This window comes from Modestobacter sp. VKM Ac-2982, from assembly GCF_026967935.1.
In the GTDB taxonomy this organism is placed as follows: Bacteria; Actinomycetota; Actinomycetes; order Mycobacteriales; family Geodermatophilaceae; genus Modestobacter.
In genome coordinates this window covers 1,241,748-1,260,775 of sequence record NZ_JAPVBL010000001.1, presented here as the reverse complement: position 1 = coordinate 1,260,775, position 19,028 = coordinate 1,241,748, and the positions used below count along the sequence as shown (strand labels likewise).

General features: G+C 72.9%; 12 protein-coding genes. 7 read left to right on the top strand and 5 right to left on the bottom strand.

Translation table 11 applies throughout. The features are described from left to right. Positions 1-22 precede the first annotated feature (22 nt). Positions 23-2,185: a glycogen debranching protein GlgX gene (gene glgX / locus O2W20_RS06235; RefSeq protein ID WP_269170862.1), complete on the top strand. Its 2,163-nt coding sequence runs from the start codon at positions 23-25 to the stop codon at positions 2,183-2,185. Positions 2,186-2,192: 7 nt separating this feature from the next. Here the strand turns inward: glgX and O2W20_RS06230 are convergent, their stop codons facing one another. Then, positions 2,193-3,020: an NAD(P)H-binding protein gene (locus O2W20_RS06230; protein WP_269170861.1), complete on the bottom strand. Its 828-nt coding sequence runs from the start codon at positions 3,018-3,020 to the stop codon at positions 2,193-2,195. Between the two features lie 81 nt (positions 3,021-3,101). Between O2W20_RS06230 and O2W20_RS06225 the strand changes: the two genes are divergently transcribed. After that, on the top strand, positions 3,102-3,515 hold the full coding sequence (locus O2W20_RS06225) for a winged helix-turn-helix transcriptional regulator (protein WP_269170860.1): 414 nt from the start codon (positions 3,102-3,104) through the stop codon (positions 3,513-3,515). A gap of 45 nt (positions 3,516-3,560) precedes the next feature. Here the strand turns inward: O2W20_RS06225 and O2W20_RS06220 are convergent, their stop codons facing one another. Further along, positions 3,561-4,529 carry an FHA domain-containing protein gene (locus O2W20_RS06220; protein WP_269170859.1) on the bottom strand — a complete coding sequence of 323 codons (969 nt, stop codon included), beginning with the start codon at positions 4,527-4,529 and terminating at the stop codon, positions 3,561-3,563. 156 nt (positions 4,530-4,685) lie between these two features. Continuing rightward, positions 4,686-7,235, bottom strand: coding sequence for an alpha-glucan family phosphorylase (gene glgP / locus O2W20_RS06215; RefSeq protein WP_269170858.1), 2,550 nt, complete (start codon positions 7,233-7,235; stop codon positions 4,686-4,688). A 160-nt stretch (positions 7,236-7,395) separates the two neighbouring features. On the opposite strand from glgP, the gene O2W20_RS06210 reads away from it, so the two are divergent. The 5 genes from O2W20_RS06210 (at position 7,396) to O2W20_RS06190 (ending at position 17,502) form a co-directional block, all read left to right on the top strand. Further along, complete coding sequence (locus tag O2W20_RS06210; RefSeq protein ID WP_269170857.1) at positions 7,396-9,402, top strand: alpha-1,4-glucan--maltose-1-phosphate maltosyltransferase; 2,007 nt, start codon at positions 7,396-7,398, stop codon at positions 9,400-9,402. Between the two features lie 100 nt (positions 9,403-9,502). After that, positions 9,503-11,371 (top strand): maltose alpha-D-glucosyltransferase, encoded by a 1,869-nt coding sequence (gene treS, locus O2W20_RS06205; RefSeq protein ID WP_269170856.1) that lies wholly within the window; start codon positions 9,503-9,505, stop codon positions 11,369-11,371. After that, positions 11,371-12,738, top strand: a complete 1,368-nt coding sequence (locus O2W20_RS06200) for a maltokinase N-terminal cap-like domain-containing protein (RefSeq protein WP_269170855.1) — start codon at positions 11,371-11,373, stop codon at positions 12,736-12,738. The genes treS and O2W20_RS06200 overlap by 1 nt, the downstream gene beginning before the upstream one ends. A 55-nt stretch (positions 12,739-12,793) precedes the next feature. Beyond that, a complete protein-coding gene (gene glgB, locus O2W20_RS06195; RefSeq protein WP_269170854.1) occupies positions 12,794-15,856 on the top strand; it encodes a 1,4-alpha-glucan branching protein GlgB in 3,063 nt (1,020 codons plus the stop codon). A 209-nt stretch (positions 15,857-16,065) separates the two neighbouring features. After that, entirely contained in the window at positions 16,066-17,502 is a 1,437-nt protein-coding gene (locus tag O2W20_RS06190; protein WP_269170853.1) for a neutral zinc metallopeptidase, read from the top strand. A gap of 111 nt (positions 17,503-17,613) precedes the next feature. Here O2W20_RS06190 and O2W20_RS06185 read toward each other — a convergent pair whose 3' ends face one another. Beyond that, positions 17,614-18,588, bottom strand: a complete 975-nt coding sequence (locus O2W20_RS06185; protein WP_269170852.1) for a tetratricopeptide repeat protein — start codon at positions 18,586-18,588, stop codon at positions 17,614-17,616. Between the two features lie 47 nt (positions 18,589-18,635). Further along, complete coding sequence (locus O2W20_RS06180) at positions 18,636-19,010, bottom strand: VOC family protein (RefSeq protein WP_269170851.1); 375 nt, start codon at positions 19,008-19,010, stop codon at positions 18,636-18,638. Positions 19,011-19,028: the final 18 nt, after the last annotated feature.

Below are 19,028 nucleotides of genomic sequence, written 5' to 3'. Positions count from 1 at the left end.
GCCGGTGGGGCACGATGCCCGGGTGACCGCGTGGACGAGTGACCGACCGGTGGAGGTGTGGCCCGGCTCGCCGGCGCCGCTGGGTGCCCACTGGGACGGCACGGGCACCAACTTCGCCCTGTGGTCGGCCGGCGCGTCGGCGGTCGACCTGTGCCTCTTCGACCCCGACGGCACCGAGCACCGGCAGCGGCTGCGGGAGACGACCCACCAGGTGTGGCACGGCCGGCTGCCGGGCGTGGGCCCGGGGCAGCGCTACGGCTACCGGGTGCACGGCCCGCACGAACCCGCCTCCGGAGCCCGGTACAACCCGGCGAAGCTGCTGCTGGACCCCTACGCCCGGGCCGTGGACGGCGAGCTCGTGCTCGACGACGCGCTCTTCGGCTGGTCCGCGCACGACCCGTCCGCCGCCGACCCCACCGACTCGGCGCCGTTCGTGCCCCGCGGGGTGGTCATCCACGACTCGTTCCCGTGGGACGGCGACCGGGTGCTGCGCACCCCGTGGACCGACACGGTCATCTACGAGGTGCACGTCAAGAGCGCCACGATGACCCACCCCGACGTCCCCCCGGCGCTGCGCGGCACCTACGCCGGCCTGGCCCACCCGGCGTTCGTCGAGCACCTGGTGTCCCTCGGCGTGACCGCGGTCGAACTGCTGCCGGTGCACCACTTCGTCAGCGAGCCGCACCTCCTCCGCCGCGGGCTGACCAACCACTGGGGCTACAACACGCTGGGCTACTTCGCCCCGCACGCGGCGTACAGCTCGGCCGGCACCGGCGGTGCGCAGGTCACCGAGTTCAAGGCGATGGTCAAGGCGATGCACGCCGCGGGCATCGAGGTGGTCCTCGACGTCGTCTACAACCACACCGCCGAGGGCGACCACATCGGCCCGACCCTGTCCCTCAAGGGGATCGACAACGCCGGGTACTACCGGCTCGACGGGGAAGACCGCTCCCGCTACACCGACTACACCGGCTGCGGGAACACCCTGGACGTGCGCCGGCCTGCCGTTCTCGGCCTGCTCATGGACTCCCTCCGCTACTGGGTCACCGAGATGCACGTCGACGGCTTCCGCTTCGACCTGGCCTCCGCCCTGGCGCGCTCGATGCACGACGTCGACCGGCTGTCGGCGTTCTTCGACGTGGTCCACCAGGACCCGGTGGTGAGCACCGTGAAGCTGATCGCCGAGCCGTGGGACGTCGGCGAGGGCGGCTACCAGGTGGGCAACTTCCCGCCGCCCTGGACGGAGTGGAACGGCAAGTACCGGGACACCGTGCGCGACGTCTGGTCCGGCGCGCGGGTGGGCGTGCGCGACCTGGCCTACCGGCTCACCGGCTCCTCCGACCTCTACCGCTCCGACGGCCGCCGTCCGTTCGCCTCGGTCAACTTCGTCACCGCGCACGACGGTTTCACCCTGGCCGACCTGGTCAGCTACGAGCACAAGCGGAACGAGGCCAACGGCGAGGAGAACCGGGACGGCGAGAGCCACAACCGGAACTGGAACTGCGGCGTGGAAGGCCCGACCGACGACCCGGCGGTGCGCGAGCTGCGAGCCCGGCAGGTGCGCAACCACCTGGCCACCCTGCTGCTGTCGACCGGGGTGCCGATGCTGACCGCCGGTGACGAGCTGGGGCGCACCCAGGGCGGCAACAACAACGCCTACTGCCAGGACAACGAGGTCTCCTGGCTCGACTGGGGTGCGATCGACCCGGACCTGTGGAGCTTCGTGGCCACCCTGGTCGGGCTGCGCCGCCAGTTCCCGGTGCTCCGGCAGGAGGCGTTCTTCGAGGGCACCGAGATCGCCGGGACCGGCGGCACCCGGGACCTGGCCTGGTTCGCCCCGGGCGGGCACCAGCTCACCAGCAGCGACTGGTTCGACACCGGCCTGCAGACCCTCGGGATGTACCTGGACGGCCGCGGCATGCGGCACCGCGACCAGCAGGGGCGCCCGGTCATCGACGACTCCTGGCTGATCTGGTTCCACGCCGGCGCCGACCCGGTCGACGTCGTCCTCCCCGGTCCGCCGTGGGGGGACGGCTACGAGCTGGTGCTGGCCACCGAGTACCCGACCGGCACTCCCCCGCGGCCGACCGCGCTGCCCCCGGGCCCGGCGCAGCTGCCCGGCCACTCCGTCTGGGCGATGCGGGTGGTCCGGACCCCGTCACCGTCGGCGCACGCGTCCGCCTGAGCCGCGGTCAGACCGGCCCGGGCGCCCCGGCAGCCACGGCGGTGGCCAGCGCGTCCCGGGGCGGGTGTGCCAGCAGGTCGGGCAGGTCGCTGCCGGTGCCGGCGAGGAGGCCGGCAGCCACCGTGGAGTACATCGACATCAGCATCGCCGGCTGGAACGGCAGCAGGTGCAGACCCGCCAGCGCCGCGCGCTGCGCCCCCAGCGTGACCGGCCGGTGCTCCGCGCCCCAGGCCCGGGCCAGCTGGGCTGCGGTGAACGCCGTGGTGCCGGCCAGCTCGTAGACCCGGCCGACGTGGGCGTCGGGATCGGTGGCGACGTCGGCCGCGACCCGGACGGCGACGTCGGCCAGGTCCTGCCGGGCGACCGCGGCGAGTGCGCCGGTGCCGAACGGGGCGGTGACCACGCCGTCCTGCGGGGCGGCCAGCTGCCCGAACAGCTCGGCGTAGAGGCCGTTGCGCAGCACCGTCCAGCGCAGCCCGCTACGTGCCAGCCGCCGTTCGGTCCAGCGGTGGGCGAGGGCGAACCCGAGGTGGTCCCCCGCCCCGGTCAGGCTCGTGTAGACGACGTGCCCGACGCCCTGGCGCTCGGCGGCGGTGAGCACCCGGTCGTGCCGGGCGAGGACGACGTCGTCCTCGGCGTACCCGGCCGACACCAGCACCAGGACGCCGACGCCGGTGAGGTCCAGCGTCGCCGGGTCGTCCAGGTCGAGGAGCCGGCCGGCGGCGCCGAACGCGCCAGGGGTGCGGCTGCCGGCGAGCACCGGGAGCCCCGCGGCGACCAGCCCGGCGTGGATGCGGGAGCCGAGCTGACCGGACGCGCCGGTGACAAGCAGCATGGGGACTTCTTCCTCGAGGGGGACGATCACGACCGACGTGATCGTCGACGGCCCACCGGGGCCGGACAAGGAGGCACTTCCATGTCAGCAGGGCACACCGGGGGAACCGACCTGCTCGACCCCTGTGGTTCTCCCACCCATCCGGACTGCGGGATCCGCGACGTCCTGGACCGGGTCGGCGACACCTGGTCGGTGCTGGTCATCGCCGAGCTCTCCGCAGGCACCCGGCGCTTCACCGAGCTGCAGCGGGCGGTCGTGGGCGTCTCCCAGCGGATGCTCACGCTGACCGTGCGGCGGCTGGAGCGCGACGGGCTGGTGACCCGCACCGTCTACCCGACCGTGCCCGCCACGGTCACCTACGAGCTGACCGGGCGCGGCCGCGAGCTCAGCGGCCTGGTGCGGGTGCTCGCGGACTGGTCCGCGACCAACCGGGAGGCGATCACCAGCTCGCGGGCGGAGTGGGACGCCGCCAATCCGGGGTCCGACGTCCGCTGACCGGCGACGAGCCGGTCTCCCTGCGGCCCCCGCGGGGGCCGCAGGTCACTCGGCGGCCTGCTCGAAGGTGATGACGGTCCAGCCGAGCAGCAGCCGGTCGCCGTCGGCGAGCGGGTGCGGCACGCCCGGCTCCAGCTGGGTCCACTCGGTGGCCTCCGGACCGGCGACGTGGGTGCCGTTGAGCGACCCGAGGTCGGTCAGGGAGACCTCCCGACCAGCGCGCTGGATGGCGGCGTGGGCCGAGGAGAGCACGTTCTGGGTGTCGGCGATCGGCACCGGCCGGGCGTTGCCGGTCGTCACCAGGTCGTGGCCGTCGGGACGGCGACCGAGCACCAGGTCCTCGTCGACGGTGACGACCAGACCGTCGTCGAAGCGCAGCACCGGCGCGGCCGGCGGCTCGGGCCGCCAGAAGGCCGTCTGCTCCCCGCCCTGGCCGACCGGCGCACTGGCGATCCGCCCGGAGCTGCCGAAGCCGGCGTCGGAGGCCGCGGTGAAGGACTCGCCGGTGGGCAGCGAGGTGGCCGGCGGGACGGCGACGGACGGCGACGCGGCCGCCGCGAGCTGCAGCAGCGCGCCGGAACCGGGCACCGTGCCCTCGACGAGGTCGAGCGCGACCCCCGGGGGCATCGCCGCGGCGGGCTGGCCGGGGCCGACGTAGAGCGTCTGCCCGAGCGCGAACCCGGAGGCGAGCGTACAGCCGTCGACCGCGGAGCCGGAGACCGGGACGCCGTCCACGGCCGGCTGGCCCTTGCCCGACCAGAGCGCGACGCCGGCCCCGGTGCCCCCGGAGGTGTCGGCGAGCACGAGGGCGAAGGACGCCGGCCCGTCGGCGAGCCGGGACACCTGGGCGGCGACCGCGCCGAGCACGCGTTCGGCCCCGGGGCCGGCGACCCCCAGACAGGCGTGCAGGGCCGCCACCAGCGCCGGCGACCCGGGGGCGTCGACCCACAGCAGGCCACCGCCACGGCGGGCTACGACAGAGTCTCCGGGGAGGACCTCACAGCGGTCGGGCATGACGGCCAGCCTAATGACCGGACCGGGATCCCGTGACCCACGGGCGCGTGGCACGCCGCGAGCTCTGTCCATCGCGCCCGACCCGCCCCAGTGGCCCCGACCGTCCCACCCGGATGGACACCGACCGGGGGCAGATGACCAGCGCGCTCCCCCCGCTCAGGCGTTGACGACGACGCCGAGCTCCGCGGGCACCACCAGGTGCGCCGAGTGCGGGAGCACCCGCACCGTGTACCCGAACGCGCCGGTGCGCTTCAGCGGCACGGTGCCGGTGAACCAGTGCCGCGAGCCGTCCGCGCTCTCGTGCCGCAGCGCCAGCGTGGTCACCTCGTGCAGCCCGTCGGCGTCGTCGACCCGGCCGTAGGCCGCCTCGACCAGGACGTCGGACGGCGCCAGCCCGGGCAGCTCGACCTCGGCCCGCAGGTCGATGCCCCCACCGATCTCCGGCGTCTCGCCCACTCCGGTGGCCTCCACGTGCGCCACCCGCACACCGGACCAGTGCTCCAGGAGCTTCGCCCGCCAGGCCGCCTCGGCACGGGCCGCCTCGTACCCGCCGGCGGCCATCGAGCGGGCAGCGCCGGCGGCCGGCACGTAGAGCCGCTGCACGTAGTCCCGCACCATCCGGGTGGCCAGCACCTTCGGTCCGGTCTCCCGCAGGGTGTCCCGCACCATCTCCACCCAGCGGGTGGGCAGGCCGTCGGCGTCGACCTCGTAGAAGCGCGGCACCACCTGCCGGTGGAGGAGGTCGTAGATAGCCTGCGCCTCGACGTCGTCCCGCCGCTCCGGGTCCTCGACGCCGTCGGCGGTCGGGATCGCCCAGCCGTTCTGGCCGTCGAACCACTCGTCCCACCACCCGTCGCGGATGGAGAGGTTGAGCCCGCCGTTGAGCGCCGACTTCATCCCCGAGGTGCCGCAGGCCTCCAGCGGCCGCAGCGGGTTGTTCAGCCAGACGTCGCACCCCCAGTACAGGTGGCGGGCCATGCCGATGTCGTAGTTGGGCAGGAAGGCGATCCGGTGCCGGATCTCCGGGTCGTCGGCGAACTTCACCATCTGCTGGATCAGCTGCTTGCCGCCGTCGTCGGCCGGGTGGCTCTTGCCGGCGATGACCAGCTGGACCGGCCGCTCCTCGTCCAGCAGGAGCGCCTTCAGCCGATCGGGGTCGCGGAGCATCAGCGTCAGCCGCTTGTACGAGGGCACCCGACGGGCGAAGCCGATGGTCAGCACGTCGGGGTCGAACGCGGTCTCGGTCCAGTCGAGCTCGGCCTCGGCCGCCCCGCGGGACAGCGCCGTGGCCCGCACCCGCCGGCGCACCTCCTCGACCAGCCGGCCCCGCAGCAGCCGGCGGGTGCGCCACAGCTCCGCGGCGGGGATCCGGTCGACGCCGTCGAAGTGCACCTCGCCGTCCACCTCGAGCGGATCGCCCTGGCTGGTGGTCTGGGTGCCGAGCTCCACCAGCTCGCGTGCGGTCCAGGTCGGGGCGTGCACGCCGTTGGTGATCGACCCGATCGGGACGTCGTCGGGGTCGAAGCCCGGCCACAGCGGACCGAACATGTCCCGGCTGACGTGCCCGTGCAGCTGGCTCACCCCGTTGGCCCGCTGGCCCAGCCGCAAGCCCATGTGCGCCATGTTGAACGTGCCGGGGTCTGGTTCCTGACCCAGCGTCAGCAGTTGGTCGACCGGGACGCCGAAGCCGGCGAAGTAGCGCTCGATCAGCGACTTGGGGAACCGGTCGATGCCCGCGGGGACCGGCGTGTGGGTGGTGAAGACCGTGCCACCGCGCACGGCCTGCAGCGCCTCGGTGAAGGACAGGCCGTGGGACTCGGTGAGCTCCCGGATCCGCTCGATGCCCTGGAAGCCGGCGTGTCCCTCGTTGGCGTGGAAGACCTCCGGCGGCGGGGTGCCGGTCAGCGAGCAGAAAGCCCGCAGGGCACGCACGCCACCGATGCCCAGGAGCATCTCCTGGCGGAGCCGGTGGTCCTCGCCGCCGCCGTAGAGCCGGTCGGTGACCCCGCGCTCGGCCGGGCTGTTCTCCTCGATGTCGCTGTCGAGCAGCAGCAGCGACACCCGGCCGACCTGGGCCCGGTAGACGTGGGCGTACAGCGTGCGCCCCTCGGGCAGCGGCACGGCGATCACCACGGCGTTGCGGTCGGCGTCGCGCACGAGCTTCAGCGGGAGGCCGTGCGGGTCCAGCGCCGGGTAGTGCTCCAGCTGCCAGCCGTCGGCGGACAGGCCCTGGGAGAAGTAGCCCGACCGGTACAGCAGACCGACGCCGATCAGCGGGACGCCCAGGTCCGACGCCGCCTTGAGGTGGTCCCCGGCCAGGATGCCCAGCCCGCCGGAGTACTGCGGCAGCACCTCGGTGATGCCGAACTCGGCGGAGAAGTAGGCGATGGTGGCCGGCGCATCGGCGCCCAGGGACTGGTACCAGTGCGGTGCGTCGAGGTACTCGCGGAGGTCGGCGGCGACCGTCGTCAGCTGCGCCAGGAAGCCCGGGTCGTCGGCCAGCGCGGCCAGCCGCTCGGCGCTGACCTCGCCGAGGACCCTGACCGGGTCGCCACCACAGCTGGTCCAGAGCTCGGGGTCCAGCGCCTCGAACAGGTCGCGGGTCTCGGGGTGCCAGGACCAGCGCAGGTTGGTGACCAGCTGCGACAGCGGCATCAGTGCCTCGGGGAGGGAGGCGCGGACGGTGAGTCTGCGGAGGGCTCGCACCTCCGAGACCCTAGCGTGACGACGCTCACGCACGGTGCTGGACGGCGATCGGTCCGGCCCCGCCTGGGGCCACTCCGCCCCCACCCGTCACTCCCCCTCCCGGTGGAGCCCGCCCCCCGCCGACGTGTGCCCAGCTGATGATCTGGATAGCGTTGCCCCGATGACTGGCCGCGCTGACCTCCGCCTCGGCATCTCTGATGTCGCCCCCGTCGTGTCCTGCGGGTCGTTCTCGACCCGCGCCGTGGTCGGTGAACACCTGCCGATCACCGCCACCGTCTTCCGTGAGGGCCACGACGCCGTGGCCGCCAACGTCGTCTTCACGCCCCCCGGCGAGGAGCCGTCGGCTGCGCCGCTGCTCCGGATGACGAAGTTCGGCCCGGAACCCGACCGCTGGACCGCCACGGTCGTGCCCGACCGCGAGGGGCTGTGGACGTACCAGGTCGAGGCCTGGGACGACCCGCTGAGCACCTGGCACCACGACGTCGAGGTCAAGGTCGAGGCCGGCCAGGGCCCGGAGGAGCTGGCCAACGACCTGGAGTCCGGCGCCCGGCTGCTCGAGGAGGTGTCCGCCGCCGCACCCGAGGAGCACCGCGAGGCGCTCACCGGTGCGGCCGCCGTGCTGCGCGACGGGTCGCTGGAGCTGACCGCCCGGATCGCCCCGGCCCTCTCCCCGGCCCTGCAGCAGGTCCTGCACGACCACCCGGTGCGCCGGCTGGTCACCGGGTCGCAGCGGTACGAGCTGTGGGTCGACCGCTCCCGGGCCCTCTACGGCTCCTGGTACGAGCTCTTCCCCCGTTCGGAGGGCCCGGTCGTCGGTGGCAGCCCGACGCACGGGACCTTCGCCCAGGCCGCCGAGCGGCTGCCGGCGATCGCCGAGATGGGCTTCGACGTGGTGTACCTGCCGCCGATCCACCCGGTCGGCAAGGTCAACCGCAAGGGGAAGAACAACACCCTGGTGGCGCAGCCCGACGACGTCGGCTCACCGTGGGCGATCGGCAGCGACGAGGGCGGCCACGACGCCGTCCACCCCCAGCTCGGCACCCTCGACGACTTCAAGGCCTTCGTCGGCCGGACGCGCGAGCTGGGCATGGAGGTCGCGCTCGACCTCGCCCTGCAGGCGGCGCCGGACCACCCCTGGGTCACCTCGCACCCCGAGTGGTTCACCACCAAGCCCGACGGCACGATCGCCTACGCGGAGAACCCGCCGAAGAAGTACCAGGACATCTACCCGATCAACTTCGACAACGACCCCGAGGGCATCTACGCCGAGGTGCTGCGGGTCGTGCGGCACTGGATGGACGCCGGGGTCCGGGTGTTCCGGGTGGACAACCCGCACACCAAGCCGCTGAACTTCTGGCACTGGCTGATCTGGGAGGTCAAGAAGACCGACCCCGACGTGCTCTTCCTCGCCGAGGCGTTCACCCGGCCGGCGATGATGCACCAGCTGGCGCGGATCGGCTTCACCCAGAGCTATACCTACTTCACCTGGCGCACCGAGCGCTGGGAGCTGGAGGAGTACGGCCGGGAGCTGGCCGAGAACGCGCACTACATGCGGCCGAACTTCTTCGTGAACACCCCGGACATCCTGCACGAGAGCCTGCAGGTGGGCGGCCCGCCGATGTTCAAGATCCGCGCGGTGCTGGCCTCGATGATGAGCCCGACCTGGGGCGTCTACTCCGGGTACGAGCTGTTCGAGCACGTCGGCCTGCGGCCGGGCAGCGAGGAGTACCTGGACACCGAGAAGTTCCAGCTGCGACCGCGCGACTGGGCCGCCGCGGACTCCTCCGGACGATCGTTGGCGCCCTACCTGCGCCGGCTGAACGAGATCCGGCGCGCACACCCGGCCCTCCAGCAGCTGCGCACGCTCCGGTTCCACGCGATCGACAACCCGAACGTGCTCTGCTTCTCCAAGACCGACCCCGGGTCCGACGACTGCGTGCTCGTGGTGGTGTCGCTCAACAGCACCTACACCCAGATCGGCACCACGGCGCTGGACATGCCGGCGCTGGGACTGGACTGGTCGGACCGCTTCTCGGTCACCGACGACATCACCGGGGCCCACTACGACTGGGGCCAGGCCAACTACGTCGAGCTGGACCCCTACCGGGAGCCCGCGCACGTCTTCACCGTCCACCGCAGCCTGTCCACGTCCCCCACGCCGCAGTGAAGAAGGGCCTGCCTGCCACCCACCGCTCGCCAGCTCGCGGCGGGCCCCGGCAGGCAGGCCCCACCCCGCCAGCCCAGCTCAACCTCTAGGACTCCCCCTCATGACCCTCCCCGTCCCCGCACAGTCGACCCCCGGCACGGGCGAGCAGTCGGCCAACCAGTCAGCGCTGCCGCCCCCGGGCAGCGACCCAGAGTGGTTCAAGCGCGCCGTGTTCTACGAGGTGCTCGTCCGCGGCTTCGCCGACAGCAACGCCGACGGCATCGGCGACCTGCGCGGCATGCTGGGCAAGCTCGACTACCTGCAGTGGCTCGGCGTCGACTGCCTCTGGCTGCCCCCGTTCTTCGCCTCCCCGCTGCGTGACGGCGGTTACGACGTCAGCGACTACACCGCGGTGCTCCCCGAGTTCGGGGACATCGAGGACTTCAAGGAGCTGATCGGGGCCTCCCACTCGCGTGGGATGCGGATGATCATCGACTTCGTCATGAACCACACCTCGGACCAGCACCCCTGGTTCCAGGCCAGTCGCAGCGACCCCGAAGGGCCCTACGGCGACTTCTACGTCTGGGCCGACGACGACACCGGCTACGCCGACGCCCGGATCATCTTCGTGGACACCGAGAGCTCGAACTGGACGTTCGACCCGGTCCGCAAGCAGTACTTCTGGCACCGGTTCTTCAGCCACCAGCCCGACCTGAACTTCGAGAACCCGAAGGTGCAGGAGGCGATCATCGACGCCCTGCGCTTCTGGCTGGACCTGGGCATCGACGGCTTCCGGCTCGACGCCGTCCCCTACCTCTTCGAGGAGGAGGGGACCAACTGCGAGAACCTCCCCCGCACCCACGAGTTCCTCAAGAAGGTGCGGAAGATCGTCGACGCCGAGTACCCCGACCGGGTGCTGCTGTGCGAGGCGAACCAGTGGCCGGCCGACGTCGTCGAGTACTTCGGCGAGAACGGCGACGAGTGCCAGATGGCCTTCCACTTCCCGGTCATGCCTCGCCTGTTCATGGCCGTCCGCCGGGAGCAGCGCTTCCCGATCTCGGAGATCATGGCGCAGACGCCGGACATCCCGGACAACTGCCAGTGGGGCGTCTTCCTGCGCAACCACGACGAGCTGACCCTGGAGATGGTCACCGACGAGGAGCGCGACTACATGTGGGGGGAGTACGCCAAGGACCCCCGGATGAAGGCCAACATCGGCATCCGCCGGCGGCTGGCGCCCCTGCTCGACAACGACATCGACACCCTCGAGCTCTTCACCGCCCTGCTGCTGTCCCTGCCGGGCTCGCCGGTCATGTACTACGGCGACGAGATCGGCATGGGCGACAACATCTGGCTCGGTGACCGGGACGGCGTCCGGACCCCGATGCAGTGGACCCCGGACCGCAACGGCGGCTTCTCCACCGCCGACCCGCAGCGGATGCACCTGCCGCTGGTGGCCGACCCGGAGTACGGCTTCCAGGTCACCAACGTCGAGGCCCAGCTGCGGAACTCGAACTCGATGCTGAACTGGATCCGCACGATGATCGCGGTGCGCAAGCAGCACCCGACCTTCGGTGTCGGCGGCTACACCGAGATCGGCTCGCGGAACCCGACGGTGCTCTCCTTCGTGCGCGAGTTCGGGGACGACGTGGTGCTGTGCGTCAACAACCTGTCCCGGTTCCCGCAGCCGGTGGAGCTCGACCTCCGCCGCTTCGAGGGCTACACCCCCGTCGAGCTGACCGGGCGGGTGCAGTTCCCGCAGATCGGCGTCCTGCCCTACATGCTCACGCTCGGCGGGCACGGCTTCTACTGGTTCGAGCTCTCCAAGCCCGCCGCCCCGGCGGTCGAGGAGGAGGAAGAGGACTGGGAGACCACCGCCAGCAGCAGCGTGGCGCAGTCGCTGCTCGAGGCCGGGGTGGTCGGCCCCGCCGACACCTCCTCCGGCCTCGGCGCCGAGGCCCCCACGAACCCGACCCACGGAGAGTCCTGATGAGCGCTCTGACCGACATGCTGGCCGACTGGATGCCCGGTCAGCGCTGGTTCGGCGGCAAGGGCCGTGAGTGGGCGGGGGTGACCGAGGAGGGCTTCTTCCTGGACCAGTCCGACCCGGCGCTCTCGGTGCACCGCGTCCGTGTCGAGTACACCGACGGGGCCAGTGACACCTACCTGGTGCCGCTGTCCTGGCGCAGCGCGCCGGCCGAGGAGCTCGCCGGCGCCTTCGTCGGCGCGGTCTCCGGCTCCCACGGTGAGAACTACGCCTACGACGCCATGCGGGACCGGGACGCCACCGTGCCGTGGCTGACCCACCTGGTCGCGGCCTCCACCGTCGGGCCCATGCGCTTCCACCCGGCCGGCGTCGCCTACATCCCCGAGGGCCTGCCCGGGGACGTCATCTCCACCGAGCAGAGCAACACCTCGCTGGTCTACGGCGAGAGCGCGATCCTCAAGCTGTTCCGCCGGCTCGAGCCGGGGTTGAACCCCGACGTGGAGATCCACGACGCGCTGCGGCAGGCGGAGAACCAGCACATCGCCGGGCTGCTCGGGTACATCGAGATCGACGACCCGAACGGGCTGGAGCCGGCCACCGTCGCGATGCTGCAGACCTTCCTGCCCAACGCCAGCGACGGGTGGCGGCTGGCCACCTCCAGCGTCCGCGACCTGTACGCCGAGGCCGACCTGCACGCCGACGAGGTCGGCGGCGACTTCGCCGGGGAGAGCGAGCGGCTGGGCGAGGCGACCGCCTCGGTGCACGCCGACCTGGCCCGGGTGCTCCCCACCGAGCCGGCCGACCGCGACTGGTACGCCGCCGTCGCCGGGCAGATGACCGCCCGGCTGGAGGCGGCGCTGGCCGTCGTCCCCGACCTCGCCGAGCACGCCGACGCGCTGCGCAGCCTGTACGCCGCGGTCGCCGACACGACCGAGCCGGTGGTGCGCCAGCGGGTGCACGGCGACCTCCACCTGGGCCAGGTGCTGCGGACCACCACGGGGTGGATCGTGCTGGACTTCGAGGGCGAGCCGGCTCGTCCGCTGGCCGAGCGGCGCGAGCTGGACACCCCGCTGCGCGACGTCGCGGGGATGCTGCGTTCCTTCGACTACGCCGCCCGGCACATGCTGGTCGAGCAGCCCGACGACCCGCAGCGGGTCTACCGGGCGCACGAGTGGGCCGAGCGCAACCGGCGCGCCTTCTGCGAGGGCTACTCCGCCGCCGGTGGCCTCACCCTGTCCAGCGACTCCGCGCTGCTGCGGGCCTTCGAGGCCGACAAGGCGGTGTACGAGTGTGTGTACGAGGCGCGCAACCGACCGCACTGGCTGATGATCCCGCTCAGTTCGCTGTCCCGGCTGACGGCCGGCCGATGACGACCCCCGGCCGGACGACCAGCACGACACCGATTCGGACCTGGAAGGACAACCGATGAGCACCGACGACGCCAGCACCCCGCAGGGCACGGACACCACCAGCGAGCCCGCCGACAAGGCCGAGCTCATGCGCCGGGTCGAGGAGAAGACCGAGGAGGTCCGCCAGGCGAGCGCGACCGACGACGCGCCCGCCCCGGCCACGAAGGCCACCCGCAAGGCCGCTGCGAAGAAGGCGCCGGCGAAGAAGGCCGCCGCCGACGCACCGGCGAAGAAGACGACGGCCCGCAAGGCACCGGCGAAGACCACCGTCGCCGCCGAGGCGCCCGCCGGTGACCAGACGAGCATCACCGACGATGCGGCGGAGACCGCTCCCGCGGCTCGCACCACCGCCAAGCGGGCGGCGAAGAAGGCCGCGCCGGCCGAGGCCGGGGACGCCCCGGCCAAGCGGGCACCGCGGAAGGCGGCCAAGAAGGTCACCGCTGCGCCGGTGATCGCACCGGCGCCGATCGCCGAGCCGGGCGACCCCACAGCTCCGTCTGCCCCGCAGCCGGAGCCGCCGAGCCCCGACCCGGCCGAGCCGAGCACCCCGCAGGCCCCCGAGGACGGCGCGCAGGGGGGCACCGGGGGCAGCTCCCCGGCGCAGACCTCCTCCGAGCCCGGCGCGGCGGCCACCACCACCGCCGACCTGGCCACCGGCGAGGTCGCCGACCTGCCGCCGGCGCCGGACGAGGCACCCGAGCCGGCTGCCGCCGGCCTCGTGGAGGCACTCCCCGAGGGCGAGGTCCCGGTCAGCACCTCGGTGCCTGCCGAGGCCACCCCCTCCGCCAGTGAGGTGAGCCAGGAGCAGCTGGCCGCGGTCGTCGACGGCTGGTCCTTCGACCCGCACGGCGTGCTCGGCGTGCACCGCCTGCCCGAGGGCTGGGCCGTGCGCACGCTGCGCCCGGACGCCGAGGCCGTCGCGGTCGTCGACCAGGACGGCAGCCGCCACGAGGCCCGCCAGATCTTCCGCGGCGGTGTCTACGAGGCCCGGCTCCCCCAGCAGCCCGGCGACTACCGGATCGAGGTCGTCTACCCCGACGGGCAGGGCGGCACTGACACCTTCACCGTCGACGACCCGTACCGCTGGCTGCCCACGCTGGGCCAGCTCGACCAGCACCTCATCCGCGAGGGCCGGCACGAGAAGCTGTGGACCGTCCTCGGTGCGCACGTGATCGGCTACGACACCCCCGGCGGCCGCGTGGACGGCGTCTCCTTCGCCGTCTGGGCGCCCAACGCCCGGGGCGTGAAGGTCACCGGCGACTTCGACTACTGGCAGGCCCGCGCCTACCCGATGCGGTCGCTGGGCTCCTCCGGTGTCTGGGAGATCTTCGTGCCCGGCGCCCAGGTCGGCACCCGGTACCGGTTCCACGTCCTCGGCGCCGACGGGCAGTGGCAGGTCAAGAGCGACCCGATGGCCTTCGCCACCGAGGTGCCGCCGGCCAACGCCTCGGTGGTGACGGCCTCCACCCACGAGTGGAACGATGCCGAGTGGCTGGCCCAGCGCGCCGAGGTCAAGTGGCACGAGCAGCCGATGAGCGTCTACGAGGTGCACGCGGCCTCCTGGCGGCAGGGGCTCTCCTACCGCGAGATGGCCGACGAGCTGGTCGCCTACGTGAAGGACGCCGGGTTCACCCACCTGGAGTTCATGCCGCTGGCCGAGCACCCCTTCGGCGGCTCGTGGGGTTACCAGGTGACCTCCTACTACGCCCCCACGTCGCGCTTCGGCTCCCCCGACGACCTGCGGTACCTCATCGACGCCGCCCACCAGGCCGGCATCGGCGTCATCGTCGACTGGGTGCCCGCGCACTTCCCGAAGGACGACTGGGCGCTGGCCCGCTTCGACGGCACGCCGCTGTACGAGCACGCGGACCCCAAGCGCGGTGAGCAGCCCGACTGGGGCACCTACGTGTTCGACTTCGGCCGCCCCGAGGTGCGCAACTTCCTGGTCGCCAACGCGCTGTTCTGGGCGAAGGAGTTCCACATCGACGGCATCCGCGTCGACGCGGTCGCCTCGATGCTCTACCTGGACTACTCGCGCAACGACGGCGAGTGGACGCCCAACCAGTACGGCGGCCGGGAGAACCTCGACGCCGTGGCCTTCCTGCAGGAGATGAACGCCACCCTCTACCGCGAGGTGCCCGGCGTCATCTCGATCGCCGAGGAGTCGACCGCGTGGCCGGGCGTCACCCGGCCCACGTACCTCGGCGGGCTGGGCTTCGGCTTCAAGTGGAACATGGGCTGGATGCACGACTCGCTGGGCTACATGGCCAACGAGCCGGTGTACCGCAGCTACCACCACGGCCAGCTGACGTTCTCCATGGTCTACGCGTACTCGGAGAACTACGTGCTGCCGATCAGCCACGACGAGGTCGTGTACGGCAAGGGCTCCATGCTCGGGAAGATGCCCGGCGACCGCTGGCAGCAGCTGGCCAACCTGCGCGCCTACCTGGGCTACATGTGGGCCCACCCCGGCAAGCAGCTGCTGTTCATGGGCTCGGAGTTCGGGCAGCTGTCGGAGTGGGCCGAGAGCCGGTCGCTGGACTGGTGGCACCTCGACGACCCGGCGCACCGTGGCGTGCTGGAGCTGGTGACCGACCTCAACACGGTCTATCGGGACAGCGAGGCGCTCTGGAGCCAGGACGTCGACCCCGCCGGCTTCCAGTGGATCGACGCGAACGACGCCGGTGGCAACACGCTCACCTTCCTGCGCGTGGGCAAGGGCGGGCAGCTGCTGGCCTGCGTGGCGAACTTCTCCGGCCAGCCGCACGAGAAGTACCGGATCGGGCTGCCCCGCGGCGGGCGCTGGCGCGAGGTGATCAACACCGACTTCGAGGGCTACGGCGGTTCCGGGGTGGGCAACCTCGGCGGCATCGACGCAGTCGCGCAGTCCTGGCACGGGCAGCCGTGGTCGGCGACGCTGACCGCGCCGCCGCTGGGCACCGTGTGGTTCGTGCACGAGGGCCCGGAGCCGGAGCGCCCGGACGAGGGCACACCGGCCGACCAGGCAGAGATCGCCGCGGCCGAGGCCTCCGGCGCGGCCGAGGGTCCGGGCAGCGGGCTGGAGCCGATCGAGCGTTGAGCTGAGCTGATCGAACGAGGCTGACCGGCCGGGGGTGATCGCCCGGCCGACCGGGAACGGGGCGGGGACCTGCGAGGGTCCCCGCCCCGTCGCCGTCCCGGCGGCTCGACCGGCGCTCGCCACCGGGCTGCCCTGCCTGCCGGACCCGGCACGGTCCGGCAGGATGGAGGGGTGCTGCCGCCGCGGGCGGCCTGAACGGATCGGAACACATGTCCTCCTCGCCCCGCCGGCTGCTCGCCGGTGCCGTCGCGAGCGTGCTCCTCGGGTCGGCCCTGCTCTCCGGCTGCGCGGTGACCGTGATCGAGGGTCGGGCCAGCCCTGAAGCCGGCCCGCTGGGCGACGTCACGCCCGAGGAGTTCCCGATCATCGGCGCGACCGACGACGAGGTGGACCGCCTCGCCCGGAACGCGCTCGCCGACCTCACCACCTACTGGACCGCGCAGTTCACCCCGACGTTCGGCCAGGGCTTCACCCCGCTGGCCGGCGGCTACTACTCCGTCGACCCGGGCGACCTGGACCCCGCCCAGTACCCGAACGGGCAGGTGGGCTGCGGGGAGACGCCGGACTCCGTCCTGGACAACGCCTTCTACTGCCCGCCGGGCGGCGAGTACGCCAACGGTGACGCGATCCAGTACGACCGCTCGTTCCTGGGCGCCCTGGCCTTCGGCACCGTCGGCAGCGAGGGTTACGGCCGGTTCATCCCCGCCCTGGTGATGGCCCACGAGTTCGGGCACGCCGTCCAGGGCCGGGTGGGCTACCCGCTGCCGGCGTCGATCGCGATCGAGACCCAGGCCGACTGCTTCGCCGGCGCCTGGACGGCCTGGGTCGCCGCGGGCAACGCCGCGCACAACTCCATCCGCCCGGCCGAGCTGGACGACGTGCTGCGCGGCTACCTGCTGTTGCGCGACCCGGTGGGCACCGGCCTCGACGAGGGCGAGGCGCACGGGTCCTACTTCGACCGGGTGTCGGCCTTCCAGCAGGGGTTCGACGACGGGCCGGAGGCCTGCCGCGACTCGTTCGGCGCCGACCGGCCCTACACCCAGGGTGCGTTCCAGAGCGACCTGGAGTTCGCCACCGGCGGGGACGCGCCCTACGACCAGACGGTCGGCGCCTTCCTGCCCGAGGGGCTGGGTGAGTTCTGGCAGCGGGCCTTCGACCAGCTGGGCGAGGACTTCACGCCGCCGGACATCGAGCCGTTCTCCGGGGTGGCCCCCGACTGCGCAGGCGAGGACGACGAGGTCGACCTGCTCTACTGCTCCGCCGACGCGACCGTGCGCTACGACGAGGTCGACCTGACCCGGCCGCTGTACGCCGCCGAGGAGGGCGGGGACTACGCCGTGCTGACCGCGGTGGCGATCCCCTACGCGCTCGCCGCCCGCGACCAGCTGGGCCTGTCCGTGGACGGCGAGGACGCGCTGCGGTCCGCCGTCTGCCTGTCCGGCGCGTTCACCGCGGCGGTGCTCGGCGAGCAGAGCACCGTGCTGAGCATCTCCCCCGGCGACGCCGACGAGAGCGTCTCGTTCCTGCTCGAGCACGCCACCGACCCGGCAGTGCTGCCCGGCGTCGAGCTCACCGGCTTCCAGCTGGTCGACGTCTTCCGCAGCGGGGTGGTCGAGGGCCTGGCCGCCTGCGACATCGGCGCCTGACCCACCCCGCCGCAGTGATCAGGTCACCTGATCACCGACTGTCCCCCCGCATCAACGTTGGTGCGGGGGGACAGTGTCTGATCAGGGGACCTGATCACTGCTGAGCGGGGCTCAGAAGAGGGCGGTCATGAGGGCGCGGCGGGCCGGGCCGACGCGCGGGTCGTCGTCGCCCACGATCCCGAACAGCTCCACCAGGTGCTGCCGGGCTGCGTCGCGCTCCTCGCCCGCCGTCCGCCGGACGACGTCGAGCAGCCAGGAGAAGGCGGCGTCCACGTCACCGGTGCCGAGCAGGAAGTCCGCCGCCCGGGTCTGCGCGGCGATGTCGTCCGGCGCGGCCTCGGCGGCGGCCAGGGCGTTCGGCCCGGCCTCCTCGGCCCGGCGGAACAGCCGGACCTGACGCAGCGCCAGCCCGGCCACCGGGTGCTCGGGCTCGGTCTCGAGGATCGACTGGTAGGCCGCCTCGGCGGCGGCCAGGTCACCCCGGTCCAGGGCGGCCTCGGCCGCGTCCAGCCGCGGGTCCTCCGGCTCCTGCGCCTCACCCTCGTCCTCGGCGGCGCCGGGCACCGCACCGCCGCTGGTGGCGGCCACCAGCTCGGTCACGAACTGCCGGGCCTCCTGCTCGGGGATGGCGCCGGTGAACTCGGCGACCAGCTGGCCCTGCCAGACGGCCTTGACCGCCGGGATGCCCTGCACCCGCAGGCCCTGGGCGAGGGCCGGGTTGGCGTCGACGTCGACCTTGGCCAGCACCCAGGAACCGGCGCCCTCGGCGGCCAGCCGCTCGAGCACCGGCGACAGCTGCTTGCACGGTCCACACCACTCGGCCCACAGGTCCAGGACGACGGGGACCTGGAAGGAGCGGTCGAGGACCTCGCTCTGGAAGGTCGCCTCGGTGACGTCGACGACGGCGCTGCCGGGCGCACCGGCGGGTGCGGCGGCGCTCGGCGGCGGGGCGGCCGCGGCGCGGGCTGCCGCCTCGTTGCGCGCCTGGACAGCGGCGAGGTCGACCGCACCGGCCAGCGACGCCGCCATCTGGGCCTGCTGGGCAGCGGCCCGGGGATCGGTTCGAGCGGGACGGTTGGGCTGCATGACCTCGATCATCCCACTCGCCGGCGACGGACCGCCCTGGGTCCGGGTCAGGCCGGTGACCAGACCCCCAACTCGTTGCCGCTCGGGTCGGTGAAGTGGAACCGCCGGCCACCCGGGAAGTCGTAGGGCCCCTGGACGATGCGGCCCCCGGCGGCCTCCACCGCAGCGAGGGTGCGGTCGAGGTCGGCCGACCAGAGCAGCACCAGCGGGCCGCCCGGGCGCACGTCGGTGCCCACGGCCAGACCGCCCACCTCCGGTGCCGGGTCGCCGGACGGACCGCGGATGCCCGCGTAGGTGTCGCCGTAGGCGGTGAACTCCCAGCCGAAGGCGTCGGCGTAGAAGCGCTGCGCCTCCGTGAGGTCGAGGACGGTGAGCTCGACGTGGTCGATGGCGTGGTGACGGTGCCCGGTGTGGTCTGCCATGCCGGGCATGCTGCCCGG

Bases quoted from the DNA above. Each gene is read 5' to 3' on its own strand.
- O2W20_RS06180 (WP_269170851.1), bottom strand. From the start codon at position 19,010: ATGGCAGACCACACCGGGCACCGTCACCACGCCATCGACCACGTCGAG.
- O2W20_RS06185 (WP_269170852.1), bottom strand. From the start codon at position 18,588: ATGCAGCCCAACCGTCCCGCTCGAACCGATCCCCGGGCCGCTGCCCAG.
- O2W20_RS06225 (WP_269170860.1), top strand. From the start codon at position 3,102: ATGTCAGCAGGGCACACCGGGGGAACCGACCTGCTCGACCCCTGTGGT.
- glgB (WP_269170854.1), top strand. From the start codon at position 12,794: ATGAGCACCGACGACGCCAGCACCCCGCAGGGCACGGACACCACCAGC.
- O2W20_RS06190 (WP_269170853.1), top strand. From the start codon at position 16,066: ATGTCCTCCTCGCCCCGCCGGCTGCTCGCCGGTGCCGTCGCGAGCGTG.
- O2W20_RS06220 (WP_269170859.1), bottom strand. From the start codon at position 4,529: ATGCCCGACCGCTGTGAGGTCCTCCCCGGAGACTCTGTCGTAGCCCGC.
- O2W20_RS06210 (WP_269170857.1), top strand. From the start codon at position 7,396: ATGACTGGCCGCGCTGACCTCCGCCTCGGCATCTCTGATGTCGCCCCC.
- O2W20_RS06200 (WP_269170855.1), top strand. From the start codon at position 11,371: ATGAGCGCTCTGACCGACATGCTGGCCGACTGGATGCCCGGTCAGCGC.
- O2W20_RS06230 (WP_269170861.1), bottom strand. From the start codon at position 3,020: ATGCTGCTTGTCACCGGCGCGTCCGGTCAGCTCGGCTCCCGCATCCAC.
- treS (WP_269170856.1), top strand. From the start codon at position 9,503: ATGACCCTCCCCGTCCCCGCACAGTCGACCCCCGGCACGGGCGAGCAG.